Raw genomic sequence first — 16839 nt, forward strand, 5'->3', positions numbered from 1 at the left:
ACCACTTCCTACTTATTTTTTTGGATGAATTAATTGATCTCATTCATTTAACTCTATTTAAAAAAAATGGAGTTACCAAATGATTTGATAATTATAATAGTACAATTTGATAAACTAAACTAACGAACAAGATGAATAAACTTTCCTTATTTTTAATCATTACTTTGTTGTTACTTGCTACTTTAGTGCAGGGTCAAACAACCTTTACCTATAATCTTGGAGATGGAACAACTTTTGTTAATACTGGAGTCCAATGGGATCCTGTTACTACCACAACTAGTCCAGATGGTAAATTAAGAACTCAAGCGCCTACTTCCCAATGGCATAGTTTAGGATACGGGGTTGTTTTTAAGGATGGTAACTCTTTAGAAGTTGATGTTACCGGAACTTCTACTATTAGATTTTATGGATCTGTATATAGTGCAGGTACTATGAGCGGGGGTACAACTATTGGTGCAAGTGATTTGGGTACAGTTGATGTGCTCGTTGGTACTGATAAAACTGGTTTTTATGAATTCAATTATACTGGTGGGGCTACTACTCTATTTTTCACATTTAGCGGAGCAAATGCTTACACACCTTCAATAGATATTACGTATCCTTACACTATATATAATTTAAGAGACCAATCTACTTTTACCAATACAGGAACACAATGGGATCCGGTCACTTCTACCACAAGTCCAGATGGTAAAATAAGAACTCAAGCTGCAACCACTCAGTGGCATAGTGCAGGTTATGGTGTTGTTTTTAAAGATAGTAACTCATTGGAAGTGGATGTTGCTGAAGGAAGCAGTACCGTTCGTTTTTATGGTTCTGTATATAGTGCAGGTACTATGAATGGTGGAACAACTACTGGTGCTAGCGATTTAGGTTCAATAGATGTCGATTTGGATAATCATCCGGGTATGGCCGATCAAACAGGTTACTATGAATTTAATTATGTTGGCGGGGCTACTACTTTATACTTTACTTTTAGTGGTTCAAATGCTTACACACCTGCAATAGAAGTAACGAACCTTCCCGTTTCCATAGTTAAAACAGACGTATGGGACTTTGGTGCAGAACAACTGGATGATGTGCTTTATAATAATATGTTAACAGAGTCTGTTATCAATTCATTTTATACCTATGTGGACCCACAAGTGCCTGGAGACGCAGGTAGAAATATACTGTCATTCACAGCTGGTGATTTAGGGTATGTTACCAATGGAACGAGTGACCGACTTAGAACTACTAATTTAAATCTTACTAGATGGGATACAAACATTGCAAGCTCGGTAAACTTTACAGGGAGGTTGTATGTGAATTCAGGCGCAAATACTGGTCGTTATTTAACTTTAAATTTAAATGAGGATGATGAAGTTACTATTGAAGGCAGAACGGATGCTGGTGGAACTTTTAATTTTGAGTATGCTGCAGATCCCGTAGCGCAAACAGATCAGGTAGTTGTTCCAGCTGCTGAAACCACCATTAAATTTGTAGCAAAGCAAACAGGTGAATATCATGTATTTGATACATCGGGAAAACCAAGTTATTTTAGAGTTTTTAGAAAAGCTGCAACTTATAAAACATTAACAGGCTCTGTTGATGAAACGAATGCTCCTGGGATACCTGATGGATATACTATTGATTTTACTAATGAAGCAGGTAAAACATTTTCTACAATTGTGACAGCGGGTTCGTATAGTATAGATTTACCAATTGAATATACTTACGCACTTAGTTTAGGAGGAGCTAATGGTTATGTTATTTCTAATGGAGATAACTTAAGTGTGACAGAGACAACAACAACGTATGATATTGAGGTGTTGCAGGTTGATTTATATACTGTGACTGGAGCTATTTCTGGTTTAACAGATCTCACAAACCTTGTTTTGCATTATACACCGAATCCTTCTGCGAATAAAATATTCATTCCGAAGCCTGTTATTGATGCTGGTTTATCAACTTATAGTGTTAAACTTGAACCTGGTATTGAGTACGGTATTTCTGCTGATGGCGTAAATGATTTTGAAATTTTAGCGAATACTATTACAATTACAGGAGATGATACTGCAGATATTATTTTTACATCGAAGCCACTTTATAACGTAACAATAAATACCCCAGGTTTAGATGTCACACAAAGAAGTGTTTTAAGTTTAACATTTACCAACAAAAACGAGCCAGGTTATTCGTATAATTTCACAGATGTATCAGCAGTAGCCTTACGTGATGGTACTTATACTGTTGGATATGATGGTTTAGATGCTTATCCAATTGAGTTGGCTTTAACCTCAAATTTAACCATATCTGGAGTAAATACATCTAAAGATTTAACATTTAATCCAATAACGGAATGGGTGTTTAATGACCGAAATATTTCCTCAGCAACCGCGTATAAGGGTCTTGTTTTTACTGGAAGTGTGAATGTGAGAGGTTCAAGTGGCGATTTAAATGCCGGAACCGGTGCCACCATTTCCATTCCTGTAAAAGTAGGTGATAAAGTATTAATCACAGATTACTATCAGTCAAATTATTCTATTGAAGGCGATGCGACTATTGCGAATACCTCGGGAAGTACAAGTACTAAAATAACCACTGAGTATATATACCAAGGTCTCACAGATGGGACAGTAACCTTAACCACCGGAGGTACTTCTTATTTTGTATCCATTAAAGTTTTAGAAATTGTGGCATATAATCCTACGATAACGGTTGGTGTTGGCAAGGATTATCAATCTATTAATGAAGCATTAAATGCCATTGCTTTAATGGATAGACCAAGTGATGAACGCGTTACTGTTGAAATAGATCCAGGTAATTATGAAGAAATGCTTGTGATTAATAGTCCTAATATCACATTAAAAAACGCCTCTGGGTCACCAAGTATCGCGCTTCTAAATGGCGGAGTAGATATAGATGTGAACGCCGTTAGAATCACTTCTTATTATGGACAAAAATATAATTTTTTTAGTCAGGGAACTGATAATAAATGGCATGCGGATGTTTTAGCGGTAAACAAAGATAATGGCTATACAGATTATGTAAATAAAGAAGGCACCGGTAATGGTACTTCTTACTGGAATGCAACCGTTGTGGTTGCTGCGAATGGTTTTATTGCAGAAGATATTATTCTTGAAAATTCATTTAACCAATACATTTCTCAAAAGGAATCACAGGATGTGGTACAACCTAAAGCGAGTGATCCTGTAAGACCTACAAACTATGGAAATACCAGTGTTCAAGACAGGTCTGCTGGTTATGTGACTCAGGCGGCAGCCATTGGGATTGCTAATAATACAGATAAAGTAATTTTGAACAACTGTCGCGTGATAGGTCGTCAGGATTCTTTTTATGGAGGTTCTGGCTCTCGAGTGGTTGTGTATAAAGGGGCCATGATGGGAGCGGTGGATTATATTTTTGGAGGCATGACAGCCGTCTTTTATCAAACAGACTTTGTATTAAACACGAGTGATTCAGGTAGTGATGCCGCATATATTACAGCCGCGCAGCAAAGCAGTGGAAGAGGATTCTTAATGTATGAGTGTCATGTAAAATCACCTATTCCGGGAGTGGAAACTGCCTCTGTAAATGGGTCTAAACCGGGCTATTTTGGTCGTCCATGGGCACCTAATACTAGCGAGGTGGTATTTTACAATACAACTATTGATGAGTCTACCTATCCAGGGTCTGAAGGCTTGTCATTAATTTCAACCGTTGGATGGACGAGTTCATTAGGCGGAGAGTCTAACAAAATGTATGAATATGGCACCATAGAAAATGCTTCCGGAGTTGATAATTCTAGTTTACGCGCTTCATGGTCCACAGTATTATCAACACCTACATTAACGGATGATACAGCCATCACGACATTTAACTTTACAAAAGGAACGGATAATTGGGATCCCATTTCAGAATTAAATGCATTGGGTATAGATGATTTTAAAGTTGGATCAACCTCAGTTAAAGTCTCTGGGTATAATAATAAGATTCATGTATCTCAAGTAAAATCTAAAACGAACATTAATATTTATAGTATTACTGGCGCTTTGGTTAAATCAATACAAACCAATGTTGATACAAGTTTTGATTTTGAAAATGGCCTGTGGATAGTTGCGATTAAAGATGCCGTTGGACAAAAAACAGTCAAATTGATAACACACTAGATTTTCGAATATTTAGTTTTTAAATGAGGGGTTCCTAAAGAAGGGGCTCCTTTTTTTCTATTAAGACTAAGACGTATGCGGCGTTAATTTATTCAGTCATAACAAAATATGTTAAAATATTTTTTAGGAAAGGATTTTATAACTATATTCGGTAATCGATTACAATTATGTAATCGATTAACTAAAACAAACTTAATTATGATGAAAAAACTACTTTTATTTATTTTACCTATGATGCTTTGTGTAGTGACATTACAAGCTCAAAACCATGTTTGGGACTTTGGGAATGATACTACGAATTGGCCAGTAGATGCTGTTGGAGTAACTTCAACAACTGTTGTTGATGGTTTGACACTAGAGCCAGGTGGTTCGTCTTTTGCTGTAATAGAAGCAAATTCTGCGACTTTTCCAGATGGATATACATCAATTAACCGCTTTAAATTTATGGGTAGTAGTAGTATAGACCCTTCAGATGGGAGTACTTTTGTTCCTACAAGACGTTTTATGACATTTCCCGTTGATGGACCTGTTGCGGTTAAAATATGGTTCAGACAAAGTGGGACCAGTTTACCTCGTGCTCTTTGGGTAACTGATGGTACTTCAGAGGTGCTTCATTTTGATGGTCTAGGAGATACTGATCCTCGTTACATTGAAGCTAATTATAATGGTGGAGCTGGCACTTTGTATGTATTATGTGCAAATAATGCTTATAATTTATATAAACTAGAAATTAGTAGTACACTACTTGGAACCAATGATTTTAAAGCTGCGATTAAAACAAATTTAAAAGCTATTGGAAACAGAATTTACTTATCAGATGTGTCATCAAAAACTGAAGTTAGTATTTATAGTATTACCGGAGCTTTAGTGAAATCATTTAAAACAAATGAAGACACTAGCTTTAGTTTTAAATCTGGACTTTGGATTGCGACTGTTAAAACAGAAGAAGGCGCAAAAGCGTTTAAATTATTAACTCATTAAATTAATTATTGGGTAAACACAATAAAAAAGATATCCAATTTGGGTATCTTTTTTATTTTAAAGTTATTTAAGTTTATTAAAATGAAAAAAAAAGCATGTTGTTTTATAGGTTTATTTTTGTTTGGTCTCATAACCTTCGCCCAAGAAAAAAATGAGTCTTTAGGCGTTTCAAATAAAACGTTTAATATTGAAAACTGTGTCAATCAGTTTAATCAAGAAGCTGCTATAAACACCAAAGTGGGGTATCAATATTGGTTTGCTGATAAAGATTTTCTGGACGGAAGAACCTTAAAAATGAGTGTGGTGGCGCCACGCAAAGCCACTCATGAACCACACAAACATATAGAAGATGAATTCTTTTTCGTTTTAGAAGGAACCGCTGAATTTTATCTTGATGGTAAAACAGTTGTTTCAGGTCCCTATACCAGTTTTTATTGCCCCTCAAATGTTGAACACGGTATTCGAAATGTGGGAGACACAGAACTTAAATATTTAGTGATTAAGAAATATGAAATCAATTAACCCCTGATATAAATTAAAAGTATAAGTAGTAATTTAATGAACCGATATACTATTGGCCAAATCTAAAACACAAATATCATGCAACCTATAAATACCGCTTTATGTTCCTTTGGAATGAGCGGACGCTTATTTCATGCGCCTTTTATTTCAGTAAATCCTAAATTTAATTTATACGGTGTTTTTGAAAGGACAAAAAATCTGGCAAAAGCAATATATCCTGCGGTAAAAACATTTCGGTCCTTGGAAAGTATGCTGGCTGATGAAGCTATTGAATTGGTTATTGTTAATACACCCAACATTACCCATTATGAATTTGCTAAAAAGGTTGTCAATGCCGGTAAGCATCTTGTTATTGAAAAACCATTTACAGCAACAGTAACTGAAGCTGAAGAGTTAATAGCATTGGCTAAAAAGAAGCAGGTTGTGATGTCCGTTTATCATAATCGTCGTTATGACAGCGATTTTAAAACAGTACAAAAAATATTAAATGAGGGTTGTCTTGGCATCATGGTGGAAGCCGAGTTTCATTATGATCGTTTTGTACCTGAATTAAGTTATAAAGTACATAAAGAAACACCAACGGATGCGGTAGGGAGTTTGTATGATTTAGGGTCGCATTTAATTGATCAGGCTTTACAGTTATTTGGATTGCCAAAAGCAGTTTTTGCAGATTTAGACACCTATCGTCCCAATTCAAAAGTTGCTGATTATTTTGATTTAAAATTATATTATCCTTCGCATAGGGTTATTCTTAAATCCAGTTATTTTGTTCGTGAACCGCTGCCTGGAAACATTATACATGGTACTCAAGGGTCTTTTATAAAACCAAAAGCAGATGTTCAGGAAAAAGACCTTCAAGCTGGAAAAATGCCTGGAGCTCATAATTGGGGCATTGAACCAGACAATGAAAAGGGCTTGTTACATACTGAAAAGGATGGAAAAATTATCAAAGAATTTATTCCTACTTTAAATGGCAATTACATGGAATATTATAATGGCATGTATGAAGCTGTCAGAAACAATAAAGATGCACCAGTAACAGGTAAAGATGCCATGCAAGTCATCAAAGTGATTGAAGCCGCCCTAAAAAGTAACAAAGAAAGAAAAGTGATTGACTTATGAAACCTATAAAAACAATATTTTTAATAGCACTATTTCTTTTATTGAGTGTAAATGTTAACGCTCAAGTTCACGATAAATCCTGGCGATCTATAACAGAAAGAAAAGAGGGTAGTTGGTTTGCTTCAGAGGAGGCCAAAACCATAGCAGAAAATGTATTGCTTTATCAGCGAGATATTGGCGGATGGCCTAAAAATATTCAAATGCAGCATCCCTTGTCTGATAATGAGAAGCAAGAATTGATGGCTATTAAAAAGGACCAACATGAAGTCACTACAGATAATGGCGCCACCATTCAAGAAATGCTTTTTTTGTCGAAAATGTACAGACAAATACCAGATGAAAGATATAGAGACTCATTTCTTAAAGGCTTGGATTATCTTCTGGAAGCACAATATGACAATGGTGGATGGCCTCAGTTTTATCCTTTAAAAAAGGGGTATTATTCACACATTACATATAATGATGATTCCATGGTCAACATTTTAAATCTTTTAAAAAACATTAAAGAGGGTACGCATGTTTATGCTATTGAGCCATCAGAAGAAATCATTGAGAAAATAAAGATTGCTTTTAATAAAGGCATCGATTGTATCTTAAAAACGCAGTATAAACAACAGGGCGTTTTAACAGCATGGTGTGCACAATACGATGAAAACACATTAGAACCAGCAAAAGCCAGAGCTTATGAATTGCCATCTTTAAGTGGTAAAGAATCTGCGAATATAGTGAGCCTCTTAATGTCTATTGAAAACCCATCTGTGGATGTTAAAAACGCCATTGTTCATGCCGTAAATTGGTTTGAAAAAGTAAAAATAACAGGGTTTAAAATAGAGAGACAATTTAAAAATGGAAGAATTATTGATAAAAAATTAGTACCTGATCTTAATGCTGCCCCATTATGGGCTCGCTTCATGGAATTGGATGATAACACCCCTTTCTTTTGTGATAGGGACGGCATAAAAAAAGCAACATTGGCAGAAATAGGTGAAGAGCGCAGAAATGGATATGCTTGGTACACTAATGAGCCTTTAGAAATGATTAAAAAATATGAAGTGTGGAAAGAAAAAAATAGCATTTCAACATATAGCAGTAGCAAATCTCCCGTTGATGAATATAATCTGGTGGTTGCAAAAGATGGAAGTGGTGATTATACAAGTATTCAGGAAGCAATTAATGAGACCAAATCCTTTCCGTATCAAAGAGTGACCATTTTCGTGAAAGATGGGACTTATTATGAAAAAATAAAAGTACATGAGTGGAACACTAATATTTCATTAATTGGTGAAAGCAAAGAAAATACGATTATTACATATGATGACTATTTTGGGAAAATGAATTTAGGCAGAAACAGTACTTTTTATACCTATACTTTGTTAATTGAAGCAGCAGATTTTTTGTTATCTAATTTAACCGTTCAAAATACTTCGGGCGAAGTTGGTCAGGCTGTAGCATTGTCTGTTTTTGCTGATAGAGCCGTAATATCCAATTGTAATATTTTAGGAAATCAGGATACCTTATATACTTCTGGAGAAGGTAACAGGCAATATTTTAAAGGCTGTTATATTGAAGGAACCACCGATTTTATTTTTGGAAAGGCGACCGTTTTATTTGAAAATTGTACTATCCATAGTAAAAAGAATTCCTATATAACAGCGGCTTCAACTCCAAAAGGTGTTAGCTATGGTTTTGTATTTAAAAACTGCAGACTTACCGCCAATGAAAATGTCACAGAAGTGTATTTGGGAAGACCTTGGAGAATTTATGCAAAGACAGTTTTTATGAATTGTGAAATGGGAGGCCATATAAAAGTGGAAGGATGGCACAATTGGAATAAACCTGAAGCTGAAAAAACAGCATTTTATGCAGAGTTTGAAAATAGTGGTGAAGGATTTAAACCAAATAGCAGAGTAGGTTGGTCGCATCAATTAAAAAAATCAGAAGCTAAAAAATATACGATTGAAAATATTTTTGAATCTAAACAAAAGGATACAAAAGAGCAATGGTATTAAAATTTTAAATAATATTATTTTATTATGAATGCAATAATAGATAACGAAATAACAAGGCGTAAATTTGTTAAAACAACAGGAGCTTGTATTGCGGCTTCCATGGTTATATCACCTGCATTTAGTGCTATTCTAAAAAGTTCTGGTACGAAGAAAAGAGTGGCTATGGTTGGAACAGGAAGCAGAGGTAATTCCTTATATGGAAAATATTTAATTGAGGAATATGGCGATTTGGTTGAATTTGTTGGTTTATGTGATATTAACAAAGGCAGGCTTGAATATTCTAAAAAGTACATAGGTGTTGATTGCCCTGTTTTTACTGATTTTGACAAAATGCTTCAAACGGTAGAAATGGATTTGCTCATGGTCACAACGGTTGATGCGACGCATCATGAATTTATCATAAAAGGATTGAATAAGCATATTAATGTGGTTACTGAAAAACCTATGACCACTGATGAGAAAAAATGTCAAAGCATCATTGATGCGCAACGCAACTCTAAAGGAACATTAATAATGGCTTTTAATTACCGTTATGGAAAACTTTTTACAAAGTTAAAGGAAATCATTGATTCAAAGGAGATAGGAGATTTAATTTCAGTTGATTTGAACTGGTATTTGAATACATTTCATGGGGCTGATTATTTTAGAAGATGGCATGGTTTAAGAGATAAATCAGGAACCCTCTTACTTCATAAATCAGCACATCATTTTGATTTGTTAAATTGGCTTATAGGGTCAGATCCAGTTGAAGTTTATGCCAATGGTGCTCTTGAAAAATATGGAAAAAATGGCCCTTTTAGAGGTTCTAACTGCAGGAATTGTGAGCATACAAAAGATTGTCAGTTTTATTGGGATATAACCAAGAATCAAGGCTATATGGATTTATATGCTGCCAACGAAAAGTATGATGGTTATCTTAGAGACAATTGTTTATATAGAGAGGAGATTGATATTTTCGATAAAATGTCAGTATTAATTAAATATGCCAATAACGTTGAGGTCACCTATTCTTTAACAACGTACTCTCCGTTTGAAGGGTTTCGGTTTGCTTTTAATGGAAAAGAGGGCAGATTGGAAACTCAAGAAGGCATTCCTTGGAGAGATACGGCCCCTGAAGATCAAGCCAAGCTTCATGAAAAGGAGATGGATAATACTTCGCATACAAAACAGGAACACAAATATCATGAAATTGTAACTCAGCGCAATTTTGAAGATTATAAAAGAATCGAGTTTCCTTATGTACGCTCAGGGCATTGGGGTGGTGATAAATTAATGTTTGATGAAATATTCAGGGGCATCAGTGTTAATGAATCATTACATCATCCCGCTAACGTTAGAGATGGGTCAATGGCTGTTTTAATTGGTATTGCGGCACGAAAAAGTATTGATGAGGGAATACCTGTTAAAATTTCAGATTTGACAGATCTGGTACCAAAAATTAATAAGTGGGCATAATAGTAAGAGATGAAAATTATAAATAAAGAAGTAATGCGTTTGAAATGGCTATTTTGTTTGATCATTCTGATTTATCATTGGAATGGTTTTTCCCAAACAACAACCATTTACACTATTGGAGATTCAACCATGGCCAATAAAATAAATCCAGAAGTCAATCCTGAACATGGTTGGGCTCAGGTACTTCCACAATTTTTTAATAATAGTGTTAAAATAGACAACAGAGCCGTAAATGGGAGAAGTACGCGCAGTTTTATAAATGAAAATCGCTGGGATGCCATTTATAAATATCTAAAAAAAGGAGATTATGTTTTTATCCAGTTTGGACATAATGATGAAAAGGAAAATGACCCTAATAGATATACAAATCCGCACACGGCATACAGAAATAATTTAATCCGCTTTGTTTTAGAATCAAGAGAAAAAGGGGCGACGCCAATTTTATTTTCATCAATTGTACGAAGAAATTTTAATGAATCTGGAACTTTAGTGGATACCCATGGAGACTATCCTTTAGAAACGAGATTAGTGGCTTTAGAATATAATGTGCCTTTTATCGATCTTCAATATTTATCTGAAAAATTGGAGGAATCTTATGGAATTGAAGGGTCTAAAAAACTTCATTTACATTTTGAACCCGGAGAATCAGACTATTATAAAGAAGGTAAATCAGATGACACCCATCTGTCAGAATTAGGAGCCACAGAGATTGCTAAACTAGTAATTTATGAATTGAAATCAAAAGTTCCTAAAATGGAAATTTATATGAAATAACTAGGGTAATAATATTTTTGAAAATATATTTTAGTTTATTAATTATTTAAGATACTGCTAAATATTTGCTTAATAATGAGCGAAAAACGGATCTTTAGCTAAGACATTAATCCGTATTAAAATCGATTTTCAACGGTTTTCAACGATTTTAAAATGGTTTAATCGTTTTTGCGTTGTTTCAATTTTCAAACAAAAGAAATTAATTGATTTTGTCCTTTTTATTTTTTTTAATAATTCTTTCACTTAAAAAATAACCTATAATTGCGCATACTCCGGCAATGGCCATTCCGTACAAAATGAAATTACTTTTTTGCTTATTTTGTATTTGTTCAGGGGCTTTTATTAACCCGACTAATTTTGCTTGTTCAACAGGAGAAAGAAGACTTTCCATTTCTGTTAATACTATTTTTTCCATTATTTAAATATTAGATGATTATTTTCAAGTTGAAAGTAGATATCATAGACGTGATATAGTTGTACTGGGTTTCCATTGTCGTCGTAAAAAAATTCAGTCTTATGAATGGCGTCAAAATCAAATCCATGACTTTTAAGTGTTTGATAAGAAATAGGCCCTAAATCTAAATCCCTTAATTCTCGTGATTTCTGATAATTTCTTCTCATGGCCTTATCCATTGCATTTAGATGGTATTCTTCTGTAAGCCTTTTAAGGTAATTGGCTCTGCTTTTACACGCGTCATCACAATATAATCTTTTCGCACTCTTATATTGTTTTATCTCCTGATTGCATTCAGGGTTTTTACATATTTTTTTTAATTTCATAATCATTGTTATATTTTTTCTTTCTTTTTAAATTTAATCTATGTAAATTTAAAAAAAATAATTTAATACATTTGTTACCTATAACATAAAATTATGAATTTATTTAATTTGTTTCCAAAACTATCAGAAAAGTGTGTTACGCTGAGCGACTTGGATATTCTATATCGGGTCTTTGTAAATTGGAGTGAGAATGAAATAATAGATTATAAAGTAAGTGATTCTGCTAAAAATAAGGATGTTACAAGAAAGCGTGTAGAACTCAACTATTTTGAAGCCTTATGGATACTTATAGTGCAGGAACTTCGTCTATTAGGAATACCGTTAAGGACCATAAAAAGGATTAAAGAATATTTATTTACGCCTATAGATAGGTCTTATTTTAATACGTTACATAATGATGAGTTATTAAAAATAATCAAGCAAGGGTTGCCAGACGAGATCACTTATCACATAGATAAGGAGAAAGCTTTTAATAAAGAAGTTATAGAGAGTGTTTTAGATAAGCTGCCTGAGAGCTATAACATGTATTTTACAAATCTTGGAGGGCTAGTGAGTTCTGTACTATTGTTTGGTCATTCACCATCACTCATGATATATAAGAGCCCTTTAGAAGAAACTAAGGATAAAGATAAAGAAGTTGGACCTAATGTAGGGTTTCATATATTTAATCCTGTTGCTAATGAAATTGAAGCTAAAATGAATGGAAGAGACTTTAGAGATGAGCTGGTTTCAAATATGATGCATTTTTCAATTATTAATATACCTATTGTGCCCTTAATAGCAAAATTTTATCGAGACGAAGCTTTATATAAATACACAGAGGTATTTGCACTCTATTCGCCAAGTGAGTTGGAGCTATTAAAACTATTAAAGCAAAAGGATTTTCAGCAGATAAGGATTTACAGGAGTCATAATAAAGAAACCTTTGAAGTAGAAATTACCAGTGAACAAGACCTAAAGAATAATGAGGCGCAGGTTGTGAGAACCTTACTTGGTTTAAAGAAATATGAGCGTGCTGAAGTCATCTTTAGAAACGATAAGCACATAGTGATTAAAAATATAATAAAACATCAAATATAGTCCTAAGTAGCCCTTAGCACTTCATCTCCAAAAGTGTGATAACAATAGTAGCTCTATTCTTATCCACTATATTGGAAATCGTGAATTTTAAAGAAGCAAAAACAATATTAAATGCTAATAGAGAAGAAAAACTAAATGATACAGAAGTAAAGCAAGTTTTAAAAATACTAGAACAATTTGCCCTTATGAGTGTAGAACTATTTAAATAAATCTGAATTATGAAAAGAGCAGCAATTATGAGCCGTGTAAGCAGTGACGAACAAGCTAAGGGCTATAGTTTAGATGTACAGTTTGAGCAACTAACAAAATACTGTCAGCGTCAGAGTATAGAAATAGTCAAACATTATAGGGAAGACCATTCCGCTATAAATTTCAATAGGCCAGAATTTCAAAAGTTTCTGGAATACGCAAAAAAAAATAAACATCAGATTGACTATTTATTCATAACCACTTGGGACAGATTTTCCAGAAATATGACAGAGGCCAACTTAATGTTAAGAACGTTGAATGCTTTAGGAATTGAAGTTCAAGCTATAGAGCAGCCTATTGATTTTTCAATCCCCGAGAATAAAGCAATGTTAGCACTCTATTTAATATTTCCCGAAATAGATAACGACAGACGCTCATTAAAGATTAAAGGAGGAATACGGGGCTCCTTAAAAGCAGGGAGATGGTGCAGACAAGCTCCAGTAGGTTATGAGAACTCTAGAGATACAGAAAACAAACCTATAATTATCCCAAGTGACAAAGCGCAACATATCCAATATGCATTTCATGCCATTGTTAATGGGAAATCACAATCCGAAATAAGAAATGATTTAAAAGTAAAAGGTGTTACTATTACGAGAAATAATATATCATTGATACTCCGAAATCCTATTTATATGCGAAAAATTGTTGTTCCAGCCCATGAGGAAGAACCAAAAGTATTAGTTGAAGGAGTCCATGATGGTATAATATCTGAAGAATTATTTTATCAGGTTCAAAACATATTAAGCAAAAGAAAGAGGAAATCTAATAAACCTGTTTATAATACGAAACGAGACGAGTTACCCCTTAGAGGGCTTATTTATTGTTCCAAATGTCAAGGTAAGATGACCGGAAGTCCTTCAAGGAGTCAAAATGGGAATCAATATTTTTATTATCATTGCAATCATTGTAAATCAGAACGAATATCTGCTATAAAACTTAATAAAACAATAGAATCTATATTAAATGATTTTAAATTCACAAAGGGAGCAGAGACGCTATATGAAATGTTGGTTAAAGAATTGCTTTCAGGCAATGAACAGCAATTAGCAAAAAAGAAGGATAAATTAAAGAATGAAGTTGAAGAGCTAACAAAACGTTTAGAAAATCTTCAAGATTTACTGGTTGATGGTAAAATTAATTCTGAAGCTTATTCTGATGCTAATCATAGATATAGTTCAAAACGCGAGGAATTAAAACAGCAACTCAATGATATGCAATCCACTAATAATCAGTACAAAGTCTGGATAAACAAGGGAGTTCACTTGTTGAAAGACCTAAAAAAACACTATAAGCTATCTACAGTAGAACAAAAACAGAAGTTAATAAGTTCTATATTTCCTGAAAATCTTTATTTTGAAGAGGATCAATGTCGAACTGAAAGAATTAACGATGTTTTGAGGTTTATCTTGCAGATAGACAAGAGTTTAGATAATAAAAAAAGAGGACAATTTTCAAATAAATTGAAGTTGTCCTCTCTGGTGGTGCCTCCAGGAATCGAACCAGGGACACAAGGATTTTCAGTCCTTTGCTCTACCAACTGAGCTAAGGCACCAGCTGCATAAATGCGGTTGCAAATATATATTCATTTTTATTATTCGCCAAAAGAAAAATTATAAAAAATGGTTTTGTAAATTTACCGTTTTCAATATAAGCATGAATTTAGTTATAGATATTGGTAATTCTTTAGTGAAACTCGCTGTTTTTGAGGACACTAAAATAATATACAAAAAAGCCATCCAGTTAGATTTTATTTTAAAACATGTTGATTTATTAAGAAAAGAATTCAAAACTATTAATAAAACAATAATTTCTTCCGTCGGAAGACTAAAAAAAGCGGATATAACTTACCTAAAGAAAAATTTCGACCTAGTTGAACTAAATAATACTGCAAAATTACCATTTAAGAATTGTTATGAAACTCCAAATACTTTGGGGATGGATAGAGTGGCTTTAGTTAGTGCTGCAATTCAACAATATCCTGGTAGTAATGTCTTAATTATTGATGCTGGTACTTGTATAACATATGATTTTGTTTCTGATAAGAATGAGTACTTGGGAGGTGCCATTTCACCTGGGATAAGGATGCGTTATCAATCATTAAATAATTTAACAGCAAAATTGCCGTTGTTAGAAACGGAGGAGCCTAAAAACATCATTGGTAATTCAACAAATAATTCAATTCATTCTGGTGTTGTATTTGGTGTTTTAAAGGAAATTGAAGGGGTTATAGATGCATACAGGTTAAATTATAAAGATTTAACAGTTATTTTAACAGGTGGTGATACTAATTTCTTGTCAAAACAATTAAAAAGTAGCATATTTGCCAACTCTAATTTTCTTTTAGAGGGATTGAACTTTTTATTACAATTTAATTCAAAAGAATGATTAAAAAACTTGTATTAGTTTTTGTAGCTTTTATCACTATTCAAAGTTATGCTCAACAAGGAACAGCTTCACCATATTCATTTTATGGTATTGGCAGTTTAAAATTTAAAGGTACTGTTGAGAACAGAAGTATGGGAAGATTGAGTATTTATAATGATAGTATTCATATTAATTTAAGAAATCCGGCTTCATATGCTTCAGAAAATTTAACTTCTCCAGGTTTTAATGGAGAAAGCAGACCGGTTAAATATACGGTAGGTGGAGGCTTTTCAAATTTGAATTTTAAAAGTGAGACGAGTAGTGCTAAAGCCTCATCTTCTACATTTAATTATTTGGCTCTTTCTATTCCTGTTGGTAAGTTTGGTGTTGGGTTTAGTTTACTGCCTCAAACGGCTGTTGGTTATAAATTGGAAAATTTAAATGATGACGGTGATTTAATTAATCAATATAAAGGTGAAGGCGGACTTAATAAAGTGAATATAGGGATAGGATATCTTTTGGCCAAAGGATTAAGTATTGGCGTTGATGCCAATTATAACTTTGGAAATATTCAAAACAATATTGTTGAATATTCTTATGATGCTGACGGTTTGATTTTGCAATATCAATCTAAGGAGGGTAATAGATCAGATTTAAGTGGTATCAATTTTAATTTGGGCTTGTCCTATAAAACTAAATTAAATGATAAGCTTGAATTAATTTCGGGTCTGACCTATGCGCCAGAGAGTAACTTAGCTTCAAATAATCAAAGAATAATTTCAACCATAACTATTAATCCATCTACAGGAAGTGAATTTTTAGTGAATTCATTTGAAGCAGATTTAGACGCTCAAGGATTAAAGAGGACTGATTTAACTATGCCCTCTAAATTATCTTTTGGAGCAGGTATAGGGAAGCCAAGATCTTGGTTTGTTGGGGCAGAATATACTGCTGAAAACACGAGTAAGTTTTATAATCCGCTTTATAGCAGTTTAACAACTAAATATGAAGATGCCTATAATATTTCTTTAGGCGGATTTTTTATTCCTAGATACAATTCATTCAATAGCTATTATAAACGTATTGTTTATAGGGCAGGATTACATTATGAAAATACAGGATTAAATATAAATAATGAGTCTATTAAAGAGTTTGGCATATCTTTTGGTTTAGGGTTACCAGTAGGGACCTTATTTTCAAATGCTAATTTAGGTTTTGAAATTGGACAACGAGGAACAACAAATAATAATTTAATACAAGAGAATTTTGTTAATTTTCAATTAAGTTTATCTTTGAATGACAGATGGTTCCAAAAAAGGAAATATGATTAACAACATAATATTATTATC

The 16839-nt window shown here is 33.5% G+C and carries 12 protein-coding genes, 1 tRNA gene and 1 pseudogene; 11 read left to right on the forward strand and 3 right to left on the reverse strand.

Annotated elements, in window-relative coordinates; genetic code table 11:
* The first annotated feature begins 131 nt into the window (after positions 1-131).
* The 7 genes from V8G56_RS04045 to V8G56_RS04075 all read left to right on the forward strand — a co-directional run bounded on the left by V8G56_RS04045 (position 132) and on the right by V8G56_RS04075 (position 11014).
* Positions 132-4151, forward strand: a complete 4020-nt coding sequence (locus V8G56_RS04045) for a pectinesterase family protein (protein ID WP_395437178.1) — start codon at positions 132-134, stop codon at positions 4149-4151.
* Between the two features lie 198 nt (positions 4152-4349).
* The gene (locus V8G56_RS04050) at positions 4350-5132 is read left to right on the forward strand and encodes a T9SS type A sorting domain-containing protein (RefSeq protein ID WP_395437179.1); all 783 of its coding nucleotides are present in this window, start codon (positions 4350-4352) and stop codon (positions 5130-5132) included.
* Between the two features lie 81 nt (positions 5133-5213).
* Entirely contained in the window at positions 5214-5654 is a 441-nt protein-coding gene (locus V8G56_RS04055; protein ID WP_395437180.1) for a cupin domain-containing protein, read from the forward strand.
* A gap of 78 nt (positions 5655-5732) precedes the next feature.
* Entirely contained in the window at positions 5733-6776 is a 1044-nt protein-coding gene (locus V8G56_RS04060; RefSeq protein WP_395437181.1) for a Gfo/Idh/MocA family oxidoreductase, read from the forward strand.
* Positions 6773-8785, forward strand: coding sequence for a pectate lyase (pelA, locus tag V8G56_RS04065; protein WP_395437182.1), 2013 nt, complete (start codon positions 6773-6775; stop codon positions 8783-8785). Before V8G56_RS04060 ends, pelA begins: the two co-directional genes overlap by 4 nt.
* 24 nt (positions 8786-8809) lie before the next feature.
* A complete protein-coding gene (locus V8G56_RS04070) occupies positions 8810-10240 on the forward strand; it encodes a Gfo/Idh/MocA family oxidoreductase (RefSeq protein ID WP_395437183.1) in 1431 nt (476 codons plus the stop codon).
* Positions 10241-10249: 9 nt separating this feature from the next.
* Positions 10250-11014 carry a rhamnogalacturonan acetylesterase gene (locus V8G56_RS04075; RefSeq protein ID WP_395437184.1) on the forward strand — a complete coding sequence of 255 codons (765 nt, stop codon included), beginning with the start codon at positions 10250-10252 and terminating at the stop codon, positions 11012-11014.
* Between the two features lie 199 nt (positions 11015-11213).
* Here V8G56_RS04075 and V8G56_RS04080 read toward each other — a convergent pair whose 3' ends face one another.
* Positions 11214-11429 carry a hypothetical protein gene (locus tag V8G56_RS04080; RefSeq protein ID WP_395437185.1) on the reverse strand — a complete coding sequence of 72 codons (216 nt, stop codon included), beginning with the start codon at positions 11427-11429 and terminating at the stop codon, positions 11214-11216.
* Positions 11429-11800, reverse strand: a complete 372-nt coding sequence (locus V8G56_RS04085) for a hypothetical protein (RefSeq protein WP_395437186.1) — start codon at positions 11798-11800, stop codon at positions 11429-11431. The genes V8G56_RS04080 and V8G56_RS04085 overlap by 1 nt, the downstream gene beginning before the upstream one ends.
* A gap of 87 nt (positions 11801-11887) precedes the next feature.
* Here V8G56_RS04085 and V8G56_RS04090 point away from each other — a divergent pair, with 87 nt between their 5' ends.
* Both V8G56_RS04090 and V8G56_RS04095 read left to right on the forward strand, forming a co-directional pair.
* Positions 11888-12874 carry a hypothetical protein gene (locus tag V8G56_RS04090; RefSeq protein ID WP_395437187.1) on the forward strand — a complete coding sequence of 329 codons (987 nt, stop codon included), beginning with the start codon at positions 11888-11890 and terminating at the stop codon, positions 12872-12874.
* A gap of 236 nt (positions 12875-13110) precedes the next feature.
* Positions 13111-14031, forward strand: a pseudogene (locus V8G56_RS04095) (recombinase family protein); the annotation flags it as partial.
* Positions 14032-14602: 571 nt separating this feature from the next.
* Here V8G56_RS04095 and V8G56_RS04100 read toward each other — a convergent pair.
* Positions 14603-14678, reverse strand: a tRNA-Phe gene (locus V8G56_RS04100).
* Positions 14679-14779: 101 nt separating this feature from the next.
* Here V8G56_RS04100 and V8G56_RS04105 point away from each other — a divergent pair.
* Positions 14780-15511: a type III pantothenate kinase gene (locus V8G56_RS04105; RefSeq protein WP_395437188.1), complete on the forward strand. Its 732-nt coding sequence runs from the start codon at positions 14780-14782 to the stop codon at positions 15509-15511.
* Positions 15508-16821: a hypothetical protein gene (locus tag V8G56_RS04110; RefSeq protein WP_395437189.1), complete on the forward strand. Its 1314-nt coding sequence runs from the start codon at positions 15508-15510 to the stop codon at positions 16819-16821. Before V8G56_RS04105 ends, V8G56_RS04110 begins: the two co-directional genes overlap by 4 nt.
* Positions 16822-16839: the final 18 nt, after the last annotated feature.

It is taken from the genome of Gaetbulibacter aquiaggeris, assembly GCF_044003965.1.
Taxonomy (GTDB): Bacteria; Bacteroidota; Bacteroidia; order Flavobacteriales; family Flavobacteriaceae; genus Yeosuana; species Yeosuana aquiaggeris.